Origin of the sequence: Nocardioides sp. SR21 (assembly GCF_022761125.1) — a bacterium.
GTDB lineage: Bacteria > Actinomycetota > Actinomycetes > Propionibacteriales > Nocardioidaceae > Nocardioides.
The window spans coordinates 220,602-241,291 of sequence record NZ_JAKWJR010000005.1; the positions used below are offsets into that span (position 1 = coordinate 220,602).

Annotated in this window: 21 protein-coding genes and 3 tRNA genes; 14 read left to right on the plus strand and 10 right to left on the minus strand. The window is 72.2% G+C overall.

Features of this window, described 5'->3' with window-relative positions; genetic code table 11:
• Positions 1 to 17: 17 nt before the first annotated feature.
• The 5 genes from serS to MJ604_RS11360 are packed head-to-tail and all read left to right on the plus strand — an operon-like array spanning position 18 to position 3,989.
• Positions 18 to 1,292 carry a serine--tRNA ligase gene (serS, locus tag MJ604_RS11340; RefSeq protein WP_243058440.1) on the plus strand — a complete coding sequence of 425 codons (1,275 nt, stop codon included), beginning with the start codon at positions 18 to 20 and terminating at the stop codon, positions 1,290 to 1,292.
• Complete coding sequence (locus MJ604_RS11345; RefSeq protein WP_243058441.1) at positions 1,289 to 2,125, plus strand: HAD family hydrolase; 837 nt, start codon at positions 1,289 to 1,291, stop codon at positions 2,123 to 2,125. The genes serS and MJ604_RS11345 overlap by 4 nt, the downstream gene beginning before the upstream one ends.
• Positions 2,122 to 2,601, plus strand: coding sequence for a GNAT family N-acetyltransferase (locus tag MJ604_RS11350; protein WP_243058442.1), 480 nt, complete (start codon positions 2,122 to 2,124; stop codon positions 2,599 to 2,601). The genes MJ604_RS11345 and MJ604_RS11350 overlap by 4 nt, the downstream gene beginning before the upstream one ends.
• The gene (locus MJ604_RS11355; protein ID WP_243058443.1) at positions 2,598 to 3,398 is read left to right on the plus strand and encodes a Cof-type HAD-IIB family hydrolase; all 801 of its coding nucleotides are present in this window, start codon (positions 2,598 to 2,600) and stop codon (positions 3,396 to 3,398) included. The genes MJ604_RS11350 and MJ604_RS11355 overlap by 4 nt, the downstream gene beginning before the upstream one ends.
• An 18-nt stretch (positions 3,399 to 3,416) precedes the next feature.
• Positions 3,417 to 3,989, plus strand: a complete 573-nt coding sequence (locus MJ604_RS11360) for a hypothetical protein (RefSeq protein ID WP_243058444.1) — start codon at positions 3,417 to 3,419, stop codon at positions 3,987 to 3,989.
• Between the two features lie 22 nt (positions 3,990 to 4,011).
• On the opposite strand, the gene MJ604_RS11365 is transcribed toward MJ604_RS11360, so the two are convergent.
• The 4 genes from MJ604_RS11365 to MJ604_RS11380 are packed head-to-tail and all read right to left on the minus strand — an operon-like array spanning position 4,012 to position 6,564.
• A complete protein-coding gene (locus tag MJ604_RS11365) occupies positions 4,012 to 4,599 on the minus strand; it encodes a bacterial proteasome activator family protein (RefSeq protein ID WP_279235776.1) in 588 nt (195 codons plus the stop codon).
• A 28-nt stretch (positions 4,600 to 4,627) separates the two neighbouring features.
• The gene (locus tag MJ604_RS11370; protein ID WP_243058445.1) at positions 4,628 to 5,605 is read right to left on the minus strand and encodes an NAD(P)H-quinone oxidoreductase; all 978 of its coding nucleotides are present in this window, start codon (positions 5,603 to 5,605) and stop codon (positions 4,628 to 4,630) included.
• A gap of 24 nt (positions 5,606 to 5,629) precedes the next feature.
• Positions 5,630 to 5,962 (minus strand): DUF6457 domain-containing protein, encoded by a 333-nt coding sequence (locus MJ604_RS11375; RefSeq protein WP_243058446.1) that lies wholly within the window; start codon positions 5,960 to 5,962, stop codon positions 5,630 to 5,632.
• A 44-nt stretch (positions 5,963 to 6,006) separates the two neighbouring features.
• Positions 6,007 to 6,564 carry a molybdenum cofactor guanylyltransferase gene (locus tag MJ604_RS11380; protein ID WP_243058447.1) on the minus strand — a complete coding sequence of 186 codons (558 nt, stop codon included), beginning with the start codon at positions 6,562 to 6,564 and terminating at the stop codon, positions 6,007 to 6,009.
• A gap of 18 nt (positions 6,565 to 6,582) precedes the next feature.
• Between MJ604_RS11380 and MJ604_RS11385 the strand changes: the two genes are divergently transcribed.
• The 4 genes from MJ604_RS11385 to MJ604_RS11400 all read left to right on the plus strand — a co-directional run bounded on the left by MJ604_RS11385 (position 6,583) and on the right by MJ604_RS11400 (position 8,948).
• Entirely contained in the window at positions 6,583 to 7,347 is a 765-nt protein-coding gene (locus MJ604_RS11385; protein WP_243058448.1) for a carbon-nitrogen hydrolase family protein, read from the plus strand.
• Between the two features lie 11 nt (positions 7,348 to 7,358).
• Positions 7,359 to 8,420 carry a hypothetical protein gene (locus MJ604_RS11390; RefSeq protein WP_243058449.1) on the plus strand — a complete coding sequence of 354 codons (1,062 nt, stop codon included), beginning with the start codon at positions 7,359 to 7,361 and terminating at the stop codon, positions 8,418 to 8,420.
• Between the two features lie 80 nt (positions 8,421 to 8,500).
• On the plus strand, positions 8,501 to 8,740 hold the full coding sequence (locus MJ604_RS11395; RefSeq protein WP_243058450.1) for a biotin/lipoyl-binding carrier protein: 240 nt from the start codon (positions 8,501 to 8,503) through the stop codon (positions 8,738 to 8,740).
• A 120-nt stretch (positions 8,741 to 8,860) separates the two neighbouring features.
• Positions 8,861 to 8,948 (plus strand) — tRNA-Ser (locus tag MJ604_RS11400).
• A 102-nt stretch (positions 8,949 to 9,050) separates the two neighbouring features.
• Here MJ604_RS11400 and MJ604_RS11405 read toward each other — a convergent pair.
• Positions 9,051 to 9,479, minus strand: coding sequence for a hypothetical protein (locus MJ604_RS11405; RefSeq protein ID WP_243058451.1), 429 nt, complete (start codon positions 9,477 to 9,479; stop codon positions 9,051 to 9,053).
• Between the two features lie 64 nt (positions 9,480 to 9,543).
• Between MJ604_RS11405 and MJ604_RS11410 the strand changes: the two genes are divergently transcribed.
• Entirely contained in the window at positions 9,544 to 10,020 is a 477-nt protein-coding gene (locus tag MJ604_RS11410) for a hypothetical protein (RefSeq protein ID WP_243058452.1), read from the plus strand.
• A 63-nt stretch (positions 10,021 to 10,083) separates the two neighbouring features.
• Positions 10,084 to 10,174: transfer RNA gene (locus tag MJ604_RS11415), tRNA-Ser, on the plus strand.
• 600 nt (positions 10,175 to 10,774) lie between these two features.
• Here the strand turns inward: MJ604_RS11415 and MJ604_RS11420 are convergent.
• Positions 10,775 to 11,797 carry a TrmB family transcriptional regulator gene (locus MJ604_RS11420; RefSeq protein ID WP_243058453.1) on the minus strand — a complete coding sequence of 341 codons (1,023 nt, stop codon included), beginning with the start codon at positions 11,795 to 11,797 and terminating at the stop codon, positions 10,775 to 10,777.
• Between the two features lie 132 nt (positions 11,798 to 11,929).
• The gene (locus MJ604_RS11425; protein ID WP_243058454.1) at positions 11,930 to 13,750 is read right to left on the minus strand and encodes a phosphoenolpyruvate carboxykinase (GTP); all 1,821 of its coding nucleotides are present in this window, start codon (positions 13,748 to 13,750) and stop codon (positions 11,930 to 11,932) included.
• A gap of 340 nt (positions 13,751 to 14,090) precedes the next feature.
• On the opposite strand from MJ604_RS11425, the gene MJ604_RS11430 reads away from it, so the two are divergent.
• Together MJ604_RS11430 and MJ604_RS11435 are read left to right on the plus strand one after the other, a co-directional pair.
• Positions 14,091 to 14,163: transfer RNA gene (locus MJ604_RS11430), tRNA-Arg, on the plus strand.
• A gap of 179 nt (positions 14,164 to 14,342) precedes the next feature.
• Positions 14,343 to 16,868 carry a family 78 glycoside hydrolase catalytic domain gene (locus MJ604_RS11435; protein ID WP_243058455.1) on the plus strand — a complete coding sequence of 842 codons (2,526 nt, stop codon included), beginning with the start codon at positions 14,343 to 14,345 and terminating at the stop codon, positions 16,866 to 16,868.
• A 138-nt stretch (positions 16,869 to 17,006) separates the two neighbouring features.
• On the opposite strand, the gene MJ604_RS11440 is transcribed toward MJ604_RS11435, so the two are convergent.
• Together MJ604_RS11440 and MJ604_RS11445 are read right to left on the minus strand one after the other, a co-directional pair.
• Positions 17,007 to 17,534, minus strand: coding sequence for a cupin domain-containing protein (locus tag MJ604_RS11440; protein ID WP_243058456.1), 528 nt, complete (start codon positions 17,532 to 17,534; stop codon positions 17,007 to 17,009).
• An 11-nt stretch (positions 17,535 to 17,545) separates the two neighbouring features.
• Entirely contained in the window at positions 17,546 to 18,475 is a 930-nt protein-coding gene (locus MJ604_RS11445; protein ID WP_243058457.1) for an MBL fold metallo-hydrolase, read from the minus strand.
• Positions 18,476 to 18,595: 120 nt separating this feature from the next.
• Between MJ604_RS11445 and MJ604_RS11450 the strand changes: the two genes are divergently transcribed.
• Positions 18,596 to 19,864 carry a multidrug effflux MFS transporter gene (locus MJ604_RS11450; protein ID WP_243058458.1) on the plus strand — a complete coding sequence of 423 codons (1,269 nt, stop codon included), beginning with the start codon at positions 18,596 to 18,598 and terminating at the stop codon, positions 19,862 to 19,864.
• Here MJ604_RS11450 and MJ604_RS11455 read toward each other — a convergent pair.
• Complete coding sequence (locus MJ604_RS11455) at positions 19,755 to 20,690, minus strand: LysR family transcriptional regulator (protein WP_243058459.1); 936 nt, start codon at positions 20,688 to 20,690, stop codon at positions 19,755 to 19,757. The genes MJ604_RS11450 and MJ604_RS11455 overlap by 110 nt on opposite strands.

A 20,690-nucleotide genomic window follows, 5' to 3' on the forward strand; every position in this document is an offset into this window, starting at 1 on the left:
CGGATAGCCTCTGTCCCATGATCGACCCACGCATCCTCCGAGACGACCCCGACCGCGTGCGCGCCGCCCAGGCCAAGCGCGGACTGTCCGACGAGGTCGTGGATCGTGCACTGTCCGCCGACGCGGCCCGCCGAACCGCGATCAGCGCGTTCGAGACCAAGCGCGCGGAGCAGAAGTCGCTCGGCAAGCAGGTCGCGCAGGCGCAGGGCGACGAGAAGCAGGAGCTGCTGACCCGCACCAAGGCGCTCGCCGCCGAGGTCAAGGAGCTCGAGGCCGCGCAGGGCGAGGCCGAGGCCGCGTGGAACGACGCGCTGATGAGCATCCCGAACCTCGCGGCCGACGAGGCCCCGGCCGGTGGCGAGGACGACTTCGTCGTGCTGGAGACGATCGGCACGCCGCGCGACTTCGCCGCCGAGGGCTTCGAGCCCCGCGACCACGTCGAGCTCGGCCGGATCCTCGGCGCGATCGACCTCGACCGCGGCGCGAAGGTGTCGGGCTCGCGATTCTACTTCCTCACCGGCGTCGGCGCCGAGCTCGAGTTCGCGCTGGTCAACCTCGCCAACGAGACCGCCCGCGAGCACGGGTTCACCCAGGTCATCGCGCCGTCGATGGTGAAGCCGCGCGCGATGGAGGGCACCGGCTTCCTCGGCCAGGCCGCCGACGACGTCTACCGCATCGAGGGCCAGGACATGTACCTCGTCGGGACCTCGGAGGTCCCGATGGCGGCGTACCACTCCGACGAGATCCTCGACGGCGCCTCGCTGCCGCTGCGCTACGCCGCGTTCAGCCCGTGCTTCCGCAAGGAGGCCGGCTCGCACGGCAAGGACACCAAGGGCATCATCCGGGTGCACTGGTTCGACAAGGTCGAGATGTTCGTCTACACGACGACCGAGGAGTCGTACGCCGAGCACCAGCGGCTGCTGGAGATCGAGAAGTCGTTCCTCGACAAGCTCGAGCTGGCCTACCAGGTCATCGACACCGCGGCCGGCGACCTCGGCCTGTCCGCGCAGCGGAAGTTCGACTGCGAGGCGTGGATCCCGACGCAGGGCAAGTACCGCGAGCTCACCTCGACCTCGAACTGCACGGAGTTCCAGACCCGCCGGCTCGACACCCGCGGTCGATTCGGCCAGGACATCAAGCCGGTCGCGACCCTGAACGGCACGCTGTGCGCGATCCCGCGCGCGATCGTGGCGATCCTCGAGACCCACCAGCAGGCGGACGGCTCGGTGCGCGTCCCGATGGCCTTGCAGAAGTTCCTCGGCCGCGAGGTCCTGGAGCCGGTCGCGACGTGAGCACTCCCGACGGCTGGCGACCGAAGCTGGTCGCCCTCGACATCGACGGCACCATCCTGAAGTGGGTCGAGGGCGCCGGCATGACCCACGAGGAGGTCGAGCCCGTCGTCAAGGACGCCGTACGCCGCGCCCTCGACGCCGGAGCGCACGTGGTGCTGGCCAGCGGCCGCTCGCCGCACGGCATGACCCGGGTCGCGGACCTGCTCGAGCTCCACGACGAGGGCCGCGAGCGGCTCTGGATCGTGGCGTCCAACGGCGCGGTGGTGTTCCGCTACCCGCCGATCGAGGTCGTCCACGAGGAGAAGTTCGACGCCCGCCCGGCGGTCGACGCGATCCTCGCGCGGCAGCCCAACGCGATCGTCGCGGTCGAGGAGCGCGGCGTCGGCTACCGGGTCAGCCGGGCCTTCCCCGAGGGCGAGCTGTCCGGCGACATGATCGTCACCGAGGTCGAGGACCTGCTGGCCGCCGAGGTCAGCCGCGTGATCATCCGCGACCCCGACGCGACCGCCGAGGAGTTCGTGGCGATGGCCGCCGACCTCGGCCTGCACGGCACCAGCTACGTCGTCGGGTGGACCGCGTGGCTCGACCTGGCTCCCGTCGGCGTGTCCAAGGCGTCCGGGCTCGAGCACGTGGCGCAGGCGCTGGGCATCGACGCCGCCGACGCGCTCGCGGTCGGCGACGGCCGCAACGACCTCGAGATGTTCGAGTGGGCCGGGCGCTCCGTGGCGATGGGTCAGGCGATCCAGGAGGTCCTGGACGCGGCGGACCACGTGACCGGCAGCGTCTACGAGGACGGCCTGGCCACCGAGCTGAGCCAGTGGTTCCCGGCGTGACCCTCCCGGAGACGATCACCAGCGAGCGGCTCCGGCTGCCGCTGTGGACGCCCGAGGAGGCTGCCGACATCCTCGCCGGCCGGCAGCGGCCGACCTGGCACCGCGACTACCCGCGCCAGGACGACCGGGATGCCGCGACCATGTTCCACCCCGGCGACCCGTGGGCGCCGCGGCACATCGTCCGCGGTGAGACCGCCCTCGGCTCGCTCGGCTTCTTCGGCCCGCCGGAGGCCGCGCCGGACCAGGTGCCCGAGGTCGAGGTCGGCTACGGCCTGGTCGAGGAGGCCCGCGGCTGGGGCTTCGCCACCGAGGCGCTGCGGGCGGTGCTCGCCGAGACCGACAGGGCAGGCGTGCGCGTGCGCGCCAGCGTCGAGCCGACCAACGCCGCGAGCATCCGGGTGCTCGCCAAGTGCGGCTTCACCGAGCTGCGCGGCGGCAACGAGGACGGCAACCTCGTGATGGCCAGGCCGCTGTGACCGCACCGACCCCGCGCCTGGTCGCGACCGACCTGGACGGCACCCTCGTCCGCAGCGACGGCAGCGTGTCGCCGTACACCGCCGACGTCCTGGCCAAGGTCGAGGCGCTGGGCGTGCCGGTCGTGTTCGTCACCGGCCGGCCGCTGCGCTGGACCGAGGAGGTCTTCGAGCACGTCGGCTCGCACGGTCTGGCCGTGGTCAGCAACGGCGCGCTGGTGTGGGACGTCGCCCGCCACCGGCCGGCTCTCGAGCGTCCGATCGAGCCCGCGCTCGGGCTGGAGATGTGCACGCTGCTGCGCAAGGCGCTCCCCGGGACGGTGTTCGCGGTCGAGACGCTGGACGGGATCGGCCTGGAGCCGGAGTTCCTGGAGCGGCACCGGGTCCCCGAGGGAGCCCGGCGCGCACCCGTCGAGGAGCTCTTCGACGAGCCGGCGCTCAAGCTGCTCGCGCGGCACGAGGACCTCGCGCCGCAGGAGTTCTGGGACGCCGCCGAGCAGGTGGTGCTCGGCCGGCTGGTGATCACCTGGTCCTCGAGCACGTCGCTGCTCGAGATCAGCGCGCCCGGCGTCACCAAGGCCTCCACGCTCGCGCTGCTGTGCGCGGACCTGGGCATCGAGGCCGCCGACGTGATCGCCTTCGGCGACATGCCGAACGACCTGCCGATGCTCAGCTGGGCGGGCACGTCGTACGCCATGGCCGATGCCCACCCGACCGTGACCGCGGCCGCCAGCCACGTCGCACCCGGGCACGACGACGACGGCGTCGCGCAGGTGCTGGCTGGTGTCTTCGGACTGTGATCTGTTGAGATGGATCTCGTGACCCGACGCCTGCTCGCCCTCCTGCTGCTCGCCTGTGCGGGCGTGCTCGCGATCGGCGTGCCGGCCTCCGCGGCGCCCGCGTGCGTCAGGAACGCGCCCCCGCTGGCCCAGCAGACGATCCGCGCCGACGCGGTCTTCGCCGGCGTCCTCGGTGAGCCGTCCACCAAGGGCGGGGTCGTCACCTACACGGTCGACGTCGCCGACATCTACAAGGGCGACGTCGGCGAGGAGGCCACCGTCTCGACGCCGGCCACGGCGAAGGAGTGCGGCCTCCCGGACCTCCTGGCCGGCGCGGAGTACGTGATCTTCGGGACCGTCGACGGCGACCAGTTCACGACGACCGCCGACAGCGGTACGACGAGGGCCACGGGCGCGCACGTCGCGCAGGTCGAGGAGCTGCTCGGCCCCCCGAGGTCGCCGACGCCGCCGGAGCCCGTCGAGGCCACGCTGACGATGGTCGCCGAGGAGGCGCCCACCGTGCAGCGGCTGGTCGCTCCCGGCTTCGCGCTGGTGATCGTCGGCCTGCTCGGCTTCGTCCTGGTCAGCGCGATCAGCCGCCGTCGCGCCTGAGGCGCGGGCCGCGAGACGTGCCTCAGAGGTACATCCCGCCGGACTCACCGGGCGTCTGCGGCGGACCGCCGGGAGCCTGCGGACCGGCGGCACCGGCGCCGGGCGGCAGGCCGCGGCGGATCTGCTCGAACTGGGCCCGCGCGGCCATCTGCTGGGCGTAGATCGCGGTCTGGATGCCGTGGAACAGGCCCTCCAGCCAGCCGACCAGCTGCGCCTGGGCGATCCGCAGCTCGGCGTCGGACGGCGTCGCCTCCTCGGTGAACGGCAGCGACAGCCGCTCCAGCTCCTCGACCAGCTCCGGGGCCAGGCCGGCCTCGAGCTCCTTGATCGAGGCCCGGTGGATCTCCTTGAGCCGGTTGCGGCTCGCCTCGTCGAGCGGCGCGGAGCGGACCTCCTCCAGCAGCTGCCGGATCATCGAGCCGATCCGCATCACCTTCGCCGGCTGCTCGACCATGTCGGTGACCGAGCGCCCGTCGTCCTCGGCGTCGCCGTTCTCGGCCGCGGCGGCGAACTCGGAGGCCGACATCTCGGCCATCGGCTGACCGTCGGGACCGACGATGACGACGCGCTGCTCCTGCTCGGGGGCGCTGTCCTGGGGTTGCTCGCTCATGCGCCCAACCTAGATGACTGCGTGCAACTTAGAGGGTCAGCAGAATCTTGCCGCTGTGCGCACCGCTCTCCATCAGCGCGTGCGCCGCGGCCACCTCCGCGAGCGGCATGGTGCCGTGCACGACCGGCTGGACCAGTCCCTCGGCGACCAGCGGCCACACGTGCTCGACGACCGACGCGCAGATCGCGGACTTCTCGGCGGTCGGCCGCGACCGCAGCGTGGTCGCGATGACCGCGCCCCGCTTGCGCAGCAGCTTGTTGATGTCGAGCTCGGCCTTGGTGCCGCCCTGCATCCCGATGATCACCAGCCGGCCCTCGGTCGCGAGCGCGTCGATGTTCCGGTCGAGGTACTTCGCGCCCATGTTGTCGAGGATGACGTCGGCGCCGTGGCCGTCGGTCGACTCCTTCACGACCTCCACGAAGTCCTGCTCGCGGTAGTCGATGGTCACGTCGGCGCCGAGCGCGGCGCAGGCCGCGCGCTTCTCGGGTGTCCCGGCCGTGGTGAGGACCTTCGCGCCGAGCTGGTGGGCGAGCTGGATCGCGAACGTCCCGATGCCGCCGGCGCCGCCGTGCACGAGCAGCGTCTCGTGCGGCTTCAGCCCGGCGACCATGAACACGTTCGACCACACGGTGGCCGCGACCTCGGGCAGCGCGGCGGCGGTGACCAGGTCGACGCCGGCCGGGACCGGCATCAGCTGTCCGGCCGGCACGGCGACCCGCTCGGCGTACCCGCCCGCGGAGAGCAGTGCGCACGCCTCGTCGCCGACCGACCATTCGGTCACGCCCTCGCCGACCGCCGCGACCGTGCCGCTGCACTCCATCCCGATGATGTCGGAGGCGCCGGGCGGCGGCGGGTAGAAGCCCTGGCGCTGCAGGAGGTCGGCGCGGTTGAGTCCGGCCGCGGCCACCTGGAGGACCACCTCGCCGGGACCCGCCTCGGGGTCGGGCAGCTCGGCGACGGACAGGACCTCGGGGCCGCCGGCCCCGTCGGCGATCACGGCACGCATGTGCCCAGCCTAGGAGCGGACCCCTCAGTCCCTCTCGAAGACCTCGCCGGTGTGGTCGACGCCGCTGTCGTCGGGCACCGGGACGCTGACCTCCTGGTCCACCGGGTCCGGTGCGTTCGCCGGGCGGTCCCAGCCGTCGGCGAGGCGCTGCACCTTCGCGGCGAGCGCCTCGATCGCGTCCGGGTCGGCGTCCGCCGCACCGGCGGCGAAGCCGAGCAGGTACGTCGTGATGGGCGCCGCCGGGCGGGCGACGTTGTGTGCGGCGGTCCGGGCCAGGTCGAGGATCAACCCTTCGTCCAGCTCGGTGTCGAGATCCAGGACGTCGCTGACCTCGTCGATCCAGTCGTGGAGGTTCACAGGAGCCAGATTTCCCTTCCCCGCGCCAGACCGCAACCCCCGGGTCAGTCCTGCGTCAGGTCGCGCAGGTCCGCCCACGTGTCGACGTCGCGGCCCTCGTCGCCGTCCGGCCCGATGTCGACGAGGTCGAGCGCGCCCAGCAGCCGGTGCAGCGGCATGCCGTGCTGGCCCTCGTGGTCGGGCCGGACGGCGACGAGCCGCGCCGCGTCGACGACCCCCGCCAGCTGCCGGCGGCCGTCGGCATCGGTCAGGAACGCGCCGTCGTGGCCGGCCGCCGCCTCCTGCAGCCGGCGGAATGTCCACGAGGACACCCGGGGCATGTCGACCGCCAGCAGGCCGACCGTGCGCGGCGGGTGCACCAGCGCGTCCAGCCCGGTGAGCAGCGCGGCGACCGGCCCGCCGTAGCGCGGGTTCTCCCGGGTGAACGTGACCGGCTGGGTGGTCGGGACCGGGTCGCCGACGACCACGACCTCGTGCGCGTCGATCAGGGCGTCGAGGGCGTGCTCGAGCAGGGTCCGGCCGAGGTACTCCACCGAGGCCTTGTCGGCGCCGTCGAGGCGCACCGCACGACCACCCGCGAGGACGATGGCCGAGAACGTCATGTGTGGCAGTCTCGCACCGTGGCCAGCCTGCACGTCGCCCTCGTCCAGCACGCCTCCGGGCTCGAGCCCGAGGCCAACCGCCGGCTGCTCGACGAGCTCACCCCGCCCGACGCCGACCTCGTGGTGTTCCCCGAGGCGTTCGCGCGGGACTTCGGCGAGGCCGGCTCCGACGTGAGCCCGTACGCCGAGCCGGTGGACGGCGCGTTCGCGACCGAGGTCGGCCGGGTCGCGACCGACCGCGGGGCGACCCTGGTCGCGGGCATGTTCGAGCCGGGCGCGGACCCGGCGCGGCCCTTCAACACCCTGGTCGTCCGGGGCGGCGCGGAGGCGTCGTACCGGAAGATCCACCTGTACGACTCCTTCGGCTACCGCGAGTCCGACCGGCTCACGGCGGGTCCGACCGATCCGGTCCTCGTCGAGGTCGGCGGGTTCACCGTCGGGCTGATGACCTGCTACGACCTGCGGTTCCCGGAGCTGGCCCGCGCGCTGGTCGACCGGGGCGCCGAGGTGCTGGTGATCCCGGCGGCCTGGGTGGCCGGCCCGCGGAAGGCCGACCACTGGCGGACGCTGGTCCGCGCCCGGGCCGTGGAGAACACCGTGTTCGTGCTCGCGGCCGGCCAGCCCGGCCCGCGCTACACCGGCCACTCACTGGTCGTGGACCCGCTCGGCGACGTGCTCGCGGAGGCGGGGGAGGATGCCGCGGTGATCACCGCGACCCTCGATCGCGAGACCCTGACCACAGCCCGCAGGACCAATCCCTCGCTCGCGAATCGCCGAATGTAACCTCACCTCCCGTGTCCAGGTCCGCTCCGCGTCGTCGTGCCGAACGTCCGCCGACGCGTCGGACGCGTACGGCGAGCGACGCGCGCAACCGCGCCGAGCGGTTCGCGGGCTCGCGGGCACCTGTCGTCCTCGGCGTCCTGGTCGTGCTCGCCGGGCTCGGCGCCCTGGTGACCTGCCTCGCCGAGCTCGGGCCCGCCTGGTTGTGCGGCGCGGGCTCGGTGGCGATCGCCACGGCGTACTCCTGGGCGCTCGCCGCGCGCACCGGCGGCCGGCCGATCGTGGTGGCCGTCCTGGCCCTGGCGATGGGCCTGGCCGTGGTCATCACCGACGACGACCGGCTGCGCACCGGCGCAGCCGTCCTCACCTGCGTCGTCTCGGCGGTGCTCGCGGTGATGGCGACGGTCCCGGCCGTGCGGTTCCTGCAGACCGTGCGGGAGGTGGCGATCGCGGTGGTGATCGCCGCGATCGGCGCGCTGGCGACGATCGGCTTCGAGCCGGTCGTGACCGTGACCCGCTTCGAGTACGTCACGCTCGGGCTGGCGATGGTCAGCGTCTTCGCGATCGTCTACCGCCTCGGCGCCGGCCTGCACGGACTCGGCCGCCGCGGCATCGTGATCGTGCTGATCGGCACCGGGGTGCTCGCGCTGACGCTCGCGTACGCCGAGCTGCTGCGCCGGTACGGAACGCCCGGCCTGGTCGGCAACCTGCTCGACGCCGCCGCCTGGACCCGGGACAACCTCGGCGCGTTCCCACGCCCGCTCGTGGCCGTCCTCGGGGTCCCCGCGCTCGCCTGGGGCGTCCACATGCGCGCCCGCCGCCGGCAGGGCTGGTGGGTCTGCGCCTTCGGGGTGACCGCGACCGTCCGGACCGCGAACTCGCTGATCAACCCGGCGGTGACCCTCGAGGAGGCCGCCCTGTCGGTGCTGTACGGCGTCCTCGTCGGCCTGGTCCTCGGGTTCATCGTGATCCGCCTCGACGTCGCGCTCACCGGGCAGCCGGGCAGCCGGAGCCGCCGCGCGGAGGAGGCGAGCGCGTTGCGCCCCGAGCCACCGCGCACCCGGCCGCTGCTCTGAGCTGCCCCGGGCCGAGCTCGCGTCGGGCGTAACGAGATCACAGTTGTCGGGTACGGGCCGGTAACGGCTAGGTTCGCTGCGTGGCCCGAGAACAAGTGACCGAGATCGTCGCGGAGATGGTCGCCAACGTGATGAGCGTGGCGGTCGCACCGGGCGACCAGGTCGAGGCCGGCGACACCGTGGTGCTGCTGGAGTCGATGAAGATGGAGATCCCGGTCCTCGTCGAGGTGCCCGGCACCGTCCGGGCCGTGAAGGTCGGGCCCGGCGACGTCGTCCAGGAGGGCGACGTGCTGGTCGAGGTCTCTGCTGCCCGGGACTGAGCCTGCGAAGGCGCGGAGCCCGCAGCGAGGCAGCCCGCAGCGAGGCTGACGAGCCGCGACCGGCGTCTCGGAACCCCGCGCCGACACCTACACTCGTCGCGTCCGGCCTGTGCCGGACACGGAGGGGTGCCGGAGTGGCCGATCGGAACCGCCTTGAAAGCGGTCGTAGGGAGACCTACCGCGGGTTCGAATCCCGCCCCCTCTGCCATCTGCCGCCCCGAGCCTGAGCTTGCGAAGGCTCGGGACCAGCGGCGAGGTCGAGGAGCCGCGCGACCGACGCAGGAGGTCGCGACCGGCGTCTCGAGACCAGCTACTCCGAGCCGCCCAGCTCGAGCTCGACGTCGTCGTACACGAGGTCGTTGACCCGCTGGGCGTGGTGTGCGAGGTCGACGAGCAGGCGGTGCAGCTCGCCACGGACCGCCTCGGCGTCGGTGCACTCCAGCACCTGGGGACCCAGCACGCTGAGCCGGCCGAGGAGCGCGGTGCGCTCCCGGAGCACGGTGCCGCTGCGGGCGACCAGCCAGCCGTCGTGCGGGTCCTCGGCCTCGGCGACCAGCTCGTCGCGGACCGCGGCCATCCGTTGCCGCACCGTCCAGCGCCAGCTGCCGAGAGCTGCTCCGGTCCGGCCAGGGGCGTCGAGCGCCTCGTGCAGCGCCTCGGTCGCGGCCGCCATTCCGGTCATCGTGACGGTCATGGTGCCTCCCGGGGGCCCGGCGCGGTAGGGGACTTCGAGTGTCACCCCGGAGCGGTCTCCTCACAACCCCGGTGAGCCGGGCAATTGCGGTGTCTTGTTCAATCAGTTCGTGACCGCCCCGCTCGACGACCTCCCCGTGTCCGACTATCGACTCGCGCCGGCCGTGGGCGTCCGGTTCGTCGGTGGCCTCCTGGTGCTGGTCGCGGTCCTGGTCTTCGCCACCACCGTCGTGGTCGGGCTCCTCGAGCTGCCGAGCTGGCTGATGCTGGCCGCCGCCGGGCTGGGCGTGCTCGCCGTCCTCGTGGGCGCGTACGTCGTCACGAAGCGGATCGCCGTGGTCCGGCTCGGTCCCGACGGCTACCGGGTCCGCCTGGTCCGCGGCGTCGGGGTTCCCGCGGCGGGCTGGAAGGAGGTCCGCGAGGCGGTGACCAGCACCGACGGCGTCGGCGCCCCGGTCGTGGTGCTGCGGCTGCGCGACGAGCGGACGACGACGATCCCGGTGCAGGTGCTGGCCGCCGACCGGGAGGACTTCGTGCGGGACCTGCTCACCCACCTGCGGCACGGGCAGGGCGTCCGTCCGCTCTGACCGCGGCCCGAGACCCTGATTGGTCACCCGCGCCACCCTCCTTGTAGCCTGTGCGGGCTGTCGGGAGGCGTCGCCTAGTCCGGTCTATGGCGCCCGCCTGCTAAGCGGGTTTGGGGCTACAACCCCATCGAGGGTTCAAATCCCTCCGCCTCCGCAGTCACGAAACCCCGCCCGGGGACACTCCTGGGCGGGGTTTCGTCCGTCCGGACACCATCTCACTGGACGGAGACTCATTGCGGACGGTGCCGGACCGCTCGAGCCCCGAGCGAGAAATGCGCCGATCTTGCGGAGAGTCGGTACCGCCACGCGAGGATTTGGGGTACAACTTTTCGCTGGACATCTTCCTTGCGTCCCTCCTTCACGTGACTGCAGCATCCTGCAGTTATGTGCAATGCACATTTCTGAGGGACCATTCCGTTCGTGCTACCGGCACTCCACCCACGACACTTGTCGTACCGGGTCTTCCGTGGGACCCGATGACGAAAAGGTGGATGAGGGAACATGAACATTGCTCGCAGGATTGCCGTTGGGATTCTCACCGCGACGCTGAGCTTCGGTCTCGTCGGTATCGCCGCTCCGGCCCACGCCGACTTCGTGTGGAGTCGCGCTGGGCGCTGACGCAGACCAGTGATCGATTGAGCCGGGGGCCCGACTCACCCCCCACCTTGTCCGGCCCCAGTGCCACCCCCCAGGCCCGGCTCGATCCTCAACGAGGACAGTGACCAACCGGTCACTGTCCTCGTTGCATTTGCCCCTAGGGCGCGTCGGGCGCCTCGGCTCCGGAGATGCCGAGCCGGCCGAGCGTGTAGCCGAGCTGGAACCGGGTCTCCGCCTCGAAGTCGTCCTTGAGGTCCGCCACGTAGCCGGCGTAGGTGCGTGGGCTGACGCCGAGCCGCTTGGCCGAGACCGGGTCGGAGTGGCCCTCGATCAGCATCCGCATCGTCATCGCGCGCTGCTCCTCGGCGATGCCCTTCACCACGGCGGCGTCCTGGCTGGTGAAGGGCCGGGCCCGCTCCCAGGAGCGCATGAACACGTCGACCAGGTAGGCCACGATCGTGGGCTCCCGGATCGCGAGTGCGGTGTCGCTTCCCGAGGGCGAGGGGATGATGGCGGTGCGCCGGTCGACGATGATCATCCGGTTGAAGAACTCGTCCTGTGTTCGGGTCTCGGCGCCGAGGGGGCTGATCGCGGCGACGTAGGCCCGGATAACGGTGCTGCGCCGGGCGCTGTGCTGGTAGAGGTTGAGGATCCGGACTCCGCGTTCCAGGAGCGTCCTCTCGGCCTCGGTCACCGGGACGAGGGCTTCGCTCAGCTCCTCGGCGGCGGGCCGTCCGGTCTGGGGGTGAGCTGCGAGCACCTCCTCCTCGGCCTCTGGGACGATCGTGTAGAGGAACGCCTGGATCTCTTCGTTCCCGTGCAGGTAACGGAACGGGCCGCGCTCGTCGGTGTTCGGCGCTCGGCGCCAGGTCTGCGTGAGTCCGGAGACGGCCTGGGCCCACTGCGCGGACTCCTGCAGCAGCTCGGCGCCCTGCTGGCTCAGGGGGGTGACCACCCGAGCGTGGACGAGCGCTGGATCCTCGGCGACCCAAGTGTCGGCGGTGGGGTCGAGACGAACCAGCCCGAGGCGCCTCAGCTGCTCCAGAGCGTCGTGCAGCTCACCGCCCGGCTCGAGACGCGGCTCGCCGGCGACGATGCCGCCGGAGCTGACGATCTCTTCGTAGAGCGCAGTGCTCGCGGACTCGAAGAGCGCGCGGTCCTCCGGGCCGTACGTGTCCACGCAGCCCTTCCCCTCTCGCCCGAGCCCCCGTTCCGACGTGTGCGCCCCGATCCTTCCATAGGGCCCAAACAAGTCGGGCCCCGTCCACGCGACGGGGCCCGACTTGGTTAAGAGACTGTCTCCATCAGCGGGTCATCCGCCGAGACGCGCACGCAGCCCGTCGAGCTCGGTCCAGAGGACGGCCGGCAGGTCGTCGCCGAACTTCTCGAACCACTCCTGGATCTGCGGGAGCTCGGCCTTCCACTCCTCGACGTCGACCGCCAGCGCGGCCGCGAGGGCGTCGGGGGTCATGTCCAGGCCATCCACGTCGAGCGAGTCCGGGGTCGGCACGTGGCCGATCGGGGTCTCGACCGCGGCCGCCTGGCCGTCGATGCGCTCGACGACCCACTTGAGGACCCGGCTGTTCTCGCCGAAGCCCGGCCACAGGAAGCCGCCCTCGTCGTCACGGCGGAACCAGTTGACGTAGAAGATCTTCGGCAGCTTCGCCGCGTCGTTGTCCTTGCCGACCGAGATCCAGTGGCTGAAGTAGTCGCCGGCGTTGTAGCCGATGAACGGCAGCATCGCCATCGGGTCGCGGCGCACCACGCCGACCGCGCCGACCGCGGCCGCGGTGGTCTCCGAGGAGAGCGTCGCGCCGAGGAACGTGCCGTGGGTCCAGTCGCGGGCCTCGAAGACCAGCGGGACGGTCGTCTTGCGGCGGCCGCCGAACAGGATCGCGTCGATCGGGACGCCGCGCGGGTCGTCGAACTCGGGCGCCAGGATGTCGCACTGCTTGATCGGGGTGCAGTAGCGGCTGTTCGGGTGGCTGGAGTCGAAGTCCGACTCCGGGGTCCACTCCTCGCCCTTCCACGAGGTCGCCTTGGCCGGCGGGTTCTCGAGACCCTCCCACCAGATGTCGCCGTCCTCGGTGAGCGCGACGTTGGTGAAGACCGAGTTGCCCTTGTTGATGGTGGCCATCGCGTGCGGGTTCGTGTGCTCGTTGGTGCCGGGAGCCACGCCGAAGAAGCCGTACTCCGGGTTCACCGCCCACAGGCGACCGTCGTCGCCGATCCGCATCCACGCGATGTCGTCGCCGATCGACTCGACCTTCCAGCCGGGGATGGTCGGCTTGAGCATCGCCAGGTTGGTCTTGCCGCACGCCGACGGGAAGGCCGCGGCGATGTACTTCACCGTGCCCTCGGGCGAGGTGAGCTTCAGGATCAGCATGTGCTCGGCCAGCCAGCCCTCGTCGCGGGCCATGACCGAGGCGATGCGCAGCGCGTAGCACTTCTTGCCGAGCAGCGCGTTGCCGCCGTACCCGGAGCCGAAGGACCAGATGGCGCGCTCGTCGGGGAACTGCACGATGTACTTCGTGTCGCTGCACGGCCACGCGACGTCGGCCTGGCCCGGCTCCAGCGGCATGCCCACGGAGTGCAGGGCCGGCACGAAGTCGGCGTCCAGCTCGGTCATCCGCTCGAGCACCGGGGTGCCGACGCGCGCCATCACCCGCATCGACGCGGTGACGTACGCCGAGTCCGTGAGCTCGATGCCGAACATCGGCTTCTCGGCCTCAAGGTGGCCCATCACGAACGGGATGACGTACATGGTGCGGCCGCGCATGCAGCCGTCGTACAGACCCCGCATGAGGGTCTTCATCTCGTCCGGGTCCATCCAGTTGTTGGTCGGGCCGGCGTCGCGCTTGTCGACGGAGCAGATGTAGGTGCGGTCCTCGACGCGGGCGACGTCGATCGGGTCGCTCGCCGCGTAGAAGGAGTTGGGCTTGATCGCCGGGTTGAGCCGGGTGAAGGTGCCGGTCGACACGAGGGCGTCGGTGAGCTCGGTCCACTCCTCGTCGGAGCCGGTCACCCAGTGGATGCGGTCCGGCTGGGTCATCGCTGCGACCTCGGTGACGAAGTCGAGGATGCCCTGGTGGGTCGTCGGGTGGGCCGTGGTGGCTGCCTGGGTGGCGGTCATCAGCTGTTCCTTCTCGCGCGCTTCGCGGATTCGTCCGGCGTCGTTGTCGGCGACTGGAGGTACCCCGAGAGCGATGCCACAAGCGCGCCACGACCCCCGTGAGTGGGGCGACAGTACCCTCGGATTCTCGCGGCGCGACATTGGATCGATCAATGGACCGTGGGACGCGTCACATCCCTTGTTTTGAGCGGGATTCTCGCTCTTCGAGGTACCTATCTTCGGCCTTTTCGAGACCCAAGCCGAGGGCCGGTGCGTGCGGCCGAGGGGTGGCCCGGATTTCGTCCCGTCCCGCGGCGTCGGCTATCCTCGTCCAGTCGCTCACCCGCGTGGTGGGCGATGGGCGCCTGTAGCTCAACGGATAGAGCATCTGACTACGGATCAGAAGGTTTGGGGTTCGAATCCCTACAGGCGCGCAGGACCGGAACCCGCACCGCCAGGTGCGGGTTCTCTGCATTTGCGACAGCCGCTCCGGGGACCTGCTCAGGTCAGGAGCCGGTGGGCCGGTTCCGCTCCCGACCCATCGGCGCGGGTGATCCCACCCATCGCCCCGCAGTCGGTTCCGCCGGGTGGTACGGCGCGGTTGGGTGGGCGGGTGACCGCACCCTCGCACCTGCACGCCGAGCACCGGAACGACGCCCTCGGGATCGGCGAGCGCCGGCCCCGGCTGTCCTGGCGGCTGCCCGAGGGGGCGACCCGCCAGCTGGCCTACCAGCTGGCCTACGAGCTGGCCGACGAGCTGATTGCGGGGGAGCGCGTCGAGTCCGACGCCAACGTGCTGGTCCCGTGGCCCGGCGACGCGCTGCGGTCCGGGGAGCGACGAGAGGTGCGGGTGCGGGTCTGGACCGACCTGGGCGAGAGCGACTGGTCGGTGCCGCTGGCGGTCGAGGCCGGGCTGCTCGAGGCCGCGGACTGGACGGCGCAGTGGGTGGCACCGACCGCGGAGCCCGGCCGGGCTCCGCAGCGGCCGGCGTACCTGCTGCGCGGGGAGGTCGTCGTCGACCGGCCGGTCCGGCGGGCGCGGCTGTACGCGACCGCGCACGGGATCTACGAGGCCACCATCGACGGGGTCCGGGTGAGCGACGACGAGCTCACGCCCGGGTACACCGAGTACGCCGTCCACACGCACGTGCAGACGTACGACGTGACCGCGCTGCTGGCCGAGGGCCGGCACGAGCTCGGCGCCCTGCTCGCCGACGGGTGGTACCGCGGCCAGGTGGGGATGACCCGCGCCAGCGACCAGTGGGGCGAGGTGACCGCGTTCCTCGCGCAGCTCGTCGTCGATCACGAGGACGGGACGCGCACGGTCCACGGCACCGGCGTGGGCTGGGAGTGGGCGACCTCGCAGGTCGTCGTGGCCGACCTGATCGAGGGCCAGCACGAGGACCGCGGTCGTACGCCGGGCGACTGGGCGCCGGTCGCCGTCGTCGACCGGGGGTACGACGCGCTGTCGATCTCCCCGGCGCCGCCGGTGCGCCCGGTCGAGGAGCTCCGCCCGGCGTCGGTGACCGGGCTGCGGCCCGGGGTGCACGTGGTCGACCTCGGCCAGAACATCAACGGCCGGGTGCGCCTGACGCTGCACGGCTCCGACGCCGTGCTCACCCACGCCGAGGCGCTGGGGCCGGACGGCGACGTGACCACCGACCACCTCACGCCGGACGTGCCGTTCCTGCCCGAGCCGCTGACCGCCGGACAGGTCGACCGGGTGGTCGGCGGCGGCGAGGAGTTCGAGCCGCGGCTGACGACGCACGGCTTCCAGTACGTCCGCGTCGAAGGCCCCGGGAGGCTGACGTGCGACGACGTTACCGGCGTCGTGGTGCACACCGACCTGGAGCCGCGCGGGTCGTTCGGGTGCTCCGACGAGCGGCTGCAGCGCCTGCACGACGCGGCGGTGTGGAGCTTCCGCGGGAACGCGTGCGACATCCCCACCGACTGCCCGACCCGGGAGCGCGCGGGGTGGACCGGCGACTGGCAGATCTTCGCGCCGACCGCGACGTACCTCTACGACGTCGCGGGGTTCTCGCTGAAGTGGCTGCGCGACCTCGTCGCCGTGCAGTGGGAGGACGGCAACCTCGGCAACATGGCGCCGATGCCGCCGGCCGAGCGCGCCGGGTTCCTGGCGAAGCTCAACGGGTCGGCCGGCTGGGGCGACGCGATCGTGCTGGTGCCGTGGGAGCTCTACGGGGAGTACGGCGACACCGCGGTGCTGGCCGAGCTGTGGCCGGCGATGGTGCGCTGGCTCGACCGGGCCGAGCTGATGGCCGCGACCGCGCACCACCCCGACCGCGAGCCGAACCCGTACGTCTGGGACACCGGCTTCCACTGGGGCGAGTGGTTGGAGCCCGGGGAGGACCCGGGGGACTTCCCCGCGTTCGTCGCGGCGGACAAGTCGATCGTGGCGACGGCGTACCTCGCCTGGTCGACGCGGCACGCGGCGGCGGTCGCCGGGGTGCTCGGCGACGAGGAGGCGGCCGCGCGCTACGCCGCGCTGTCGGAGGGCGTGGTGGCGGCTTGGCGGGCCGAGTTCGGGGTGCCGACCACGCAGGCGAACCTGGTGCGCGCGCTGCGGTTCGGGCTGATCCCCGACGAGCTGATCGACCGGGCGGTCGCCGACCTCGTCCGGTTGGTCCGCGAGGCCGGGACGCACCTGGGCACCGGCTTCCTCGCCACGCCCGACCTGCTGCCGGTGCTCGCCGACCACGGTCACCTCGACCTGGCCTACGAGCTGCTGCTGCAGGACACGACGCCGTCGTGGCTGGCGATGATCGACCGCGGCGCGACGACCGTCTGGGAGCGCTGGGAGGGCATCGACGAGCACGGCGTGCCGCACGAGTCGCTCAACCACTACTCGAAGGGCGCGGTGATCTCGTTCCTGCACCGGTACGTCGCCGGGCTGGAGCGTCTCGAGCCGACCTGGCGCCGGTTCCGGGTGCAGCCGCGTCCGGGCGGCGGCATCACGTGGGCCGAGGCCGAGCACGTGACGCCGCACGGTCCGGCGCGGGTGAGCTGGCGTGCGGGAGGGCCGACGGTGGTCGTCGTACCTCCGGGGTGTTCGGCCGAGGTGGTGCTGCCGTCAGGCCCGACCGTCGAGGTCGGGCCTGGCGAGCATCACCTCGGGTGAGGGTCTGGCTGCGGCTCAGACGCCGCGACCCCCGCGGACCCGGCCCAGGATGAAGAGAACGAGGGCGACGATGGCAAGGATGATCAGAATGGTCCACAACATGGACTGTCGGTGCCCAGTCGCCTGACCCGCGAAACGTCAGTCGCGCGGACCGCCGAGCGTCAGGCGGTCGAGCGGCAGCGTGGCGGTCAGCTCCTCGTCGAACTCGCCGTCGACGAGGATGAAGGCGACCGACGCGGTCTCGGTGCCGCGGTTGGCCCAGGCGTGGTCGGTGCCGCGCTGCACGACGACGTCACCGGCGCGCAGGGTGACCTCCGAGTCGTCGAGGACGAGTGTGATCTCGCCTGCGAGCACGATCCCGTAGTCGATCGTCGCGGTCCGGTGCACCGGCGACTGCAGGCCACGCTCGTCGAGGTGCCCGGGCGCGAACTCGTTGATCCGGATCTTCGTGCCCCTCGGGGGAGGAGGTACGGCGAGGGTGCGCTGCGTGGGCTCGTCGGGCTCGACCGCGCGGACCACGGCCGGCGCGCCCTCGGTGTTCCAGATCTCGTGGAAGAGCACCCCGTCGTCGGGCAGCTCGCGCGAGACCGGGACGGGACCGTCGGACAGGACGACCGAGACGCCGTCGGGAGTGTGGCCGGTGACGACCCGGCGTGGGGTACTCATGTGGTGGCCCTTCATGCGTGGGTGGTGATCGGACGGCCGCCGTTCAGCGCGACCATCTCGGACCACAGGTGCGGGATGTTGAGCGGGTGGCCGGCGTCGTAGTCGGTCGTCTCCGCGTATGCACGGTGCAGGTTGCAGACGACGCGCTCGCTCTCCGGCCAGTCCCGGTAGGGACTGTCGGCCGCGGCCTTCTGGGCGGCCTCGAGCGGGGTCAGGCCGGCGGCGTACGACTGCGCTGCGAGGGCGGCGATCCAGTCGACGTACTGCTCCTGGCGGTCCAGCAGCTCCAGGACCTGCTCGCCGCGGCGTACCGGGCCGTGCCCGGGCAGCAGCACCTCGGGGGCGAGCTCGCGCATCCGCTGGGTGGCCCGCTTGAAGCCCAGCATCGAGCCGTCGAGGAAGATCGGGTGGCCCCCGGCGAACGCGAGGTCACCGGCGAAGAGCACCTTCTCCTCCGGCAGCCACACGCCGATGTCGTGCGAGGTGTGGGCCGGCCCGAGGATCGTCAGCTCGACCGGGCGCTCCTGCAGGTGCAGCGTGATGTCGTCGGTGATGGTGACGTCCGGCGGCCGGACGACGAGGTCGCCGTAGTCGGCGGGCAGCTCGTGGGTCGCGGCGAGGCCGGCGCGCAGCACCCCGTCGCGGCAGTGCTGGTGACCGATGATCGTCGTGGTCTCGGGCAGGAAGCCGTTGCCGTACGTGTGGTCGGGGTGGCTGTGGGTGTTGACCGCGATGCGGGGACCGCGGGAGACCCCGGCGACCTCGGTGAGGAACGCGCGGTTGCGCTTCTCCGTCGACGTCGTGTCGACGATGACGGCGTCCCCGGACGCGTCGGTGACGACGCCGCAGTTGTTCACCATCCAGCCGCCGTCGGGCTGCACGAAGGCGTAGACGCCCGGCGTCATCTCCTCGAGGTACGCGTTGCCGTCATCCCAGGTCATGGGCTCAAGTCAGCCCCAGGCGGGCGCGTGCGACAAGGGATGGGGGCATCGCGTACGCCGATCACTGGCATCCGCGATCACCGCGTTCCGGCAGCCGCCGGTCGTTGCGAGACTCCGTCGGTGTCGACCCCGGAAGAGAAGGCTGTTCGCTGGCCCACCCTGATCGTGCTGGCCTCCCTCGCGGCGGTCGCTCCGGTCGCCACCGACCTCTACCTGCCGGGCTTCCCCGACCTCGGCGACGACCTCGGGGCCGGCGCGAGCGCCGTCCAGCTCACGCTCACGGCGTTCCTGGTCGGGCTCGCGCTCGGGCAGCTCGTCATGGGTCCGCTCTCCGACCGCTACGGGCGTCGCCGTCCGTTGATCGCCAGCGCCGCGGTGTGCGTGGCCGCGGGCGTGGTGTGCGCGCTGGCGCCGAGCCTCGGCGTGCTCGTCGGCGCCCGGTTCCTGCAGGGACTCGCGGGCGCGGGCGGCATGGTGATCGGCCGCGCGGTGATCTCGGACCTGGTGACCGGCCGGGCCGCGGCGAAGGCGTTCACGCTGATGCTCACCGTCGGCGGTGTCGCGCCGGTGCTCGCGCCGTTCGTGGGTGGGCTGCTCAGCACGGTCGTCGGCTGGCGCGGCATGCTCTGGACGGTCGCCGGCCTCTGCGCCGCGATGCTCGTCGGCGTCGTGGTCGTGCTGCACGAGACGCGACCGCCGGAGGCCCGCACCGGCACCGGCACGTCGTACGCCGGCGCGATCCGCACCGTCGCCGGCACGCGGGGCTACTGGCCGCCGGTCGCGGTGCTCGCGCTGTCGTTCGCGATGATGATGGCCTACATCTCGGCCTCGCCGTTCGTGTACCAGAACGTCGTCGGCCTCTCCGCGATCGGCTACGGCATCGCGTTCGGCGTCAACGCCGTCGGCCTGATCGCGACCGGCTGGGTCTCCGCGCGGCTGGTCGAGCGGGTGGAGCCGCGCCGGCTGGTGCGCGCCTGCGTGAGCGTGCAGGTCGTCGCGACCGCGACGTTCCTCGCGCTCGCCCTCGCCGACGCACCCACCTGGCTGCTGCCGGTCCCGATCTTCGTCGCGGTCTCGATGAACGGCGGCGTGATGGGCAACTGCGCCGCGCAGGCGATGTCGCAGGTGCGCGAGGTCGCGGGCACCGGGAGCGCGGTGCTCGGCTGCACCCAGTTCACGCTCGGTGCCCTGGTCTCGCCGCTGGTCGGGCTCGGTGGCGAGCACTCGGCCGTCGTACCCGCCGCGGTGATGACCACCGCGTCCCTGCTCGGGTGGCTGGTCAGCCGAGCTCGTCCTCGAGATCGACAGCCACGTCGTGGAGCAGGTGTCGCAGCCACACCACTGCCGGGTCCTTCTCGCGCCGCGGGTGCCAGTGTGCCGCCTCGGTGATCCGCACCGGCGCGACCGGAGTCTCGGCGACCGCCAGGTCGAGTACGTCGAGGCAGCGCCGCGCCAGTCGCGAGGGGACGAACGCGCACATGTCGGTGCCCGCGACCGCGAACGGCAGCGTCAGCAGGCTGGTGACCTGCACGAGCACGGTGCGTCCGGCGAGGCCCTGGTCCTCGACGGCGACCTCGAGCGGGCGGCGCTGGTCGCCGGCGGCCGCGAACTCCGCGACCGCGTGCGGCATCCGGCGCAGGTCGTCGAGGCTCAGCGCGCCGTCGCGCAGCATCGGGTGGTCGCGCGCGACCAGGCAGACGAGGCGGTCGGTGAAGACCGGCTGGGTGCGGCCGGGGAACTCGAAGCCGAGCGGCGCCACCACCAGGTCGCGCCGCATCAGCTGGGTCTCCACCTGGTCGCGGCGTACGTCCAGCGGGTCCAGCGCCAGCGTGCAGCCCGGCGCCTGCTCGGCGAACACCCGGGTCAGGGGCTCGGCCAGCACCGTCATGGCGTACTCCGACATGCTCACCGTGAACCGCTTGGTGCTGGTCGCGGCGTCGAAGTCGCGCTGGTTGCCGAGCAGTGCCTCGGCCGCCTCGACCGCCTCGGCGACCAGGGGCCGGAGCTCCTCGGCGAGCGGGGTCAGCTCGAACCCGCGACCGGAGCGCACCAGCAGCTCGTCGTCGAACTGCTTGCGCAGCCGGGTCAGCGCGCCGCTCATCGCCGGCTGGCTCATCGTCATCCGCTCGCCGGCGTGCGTGAGGTTCCGCTCCTCGAGCAGGACGTGCAGGGAGAGCAGCAGGTTGGCGTCGACGCCACGCAGCCTCTCCTTCAC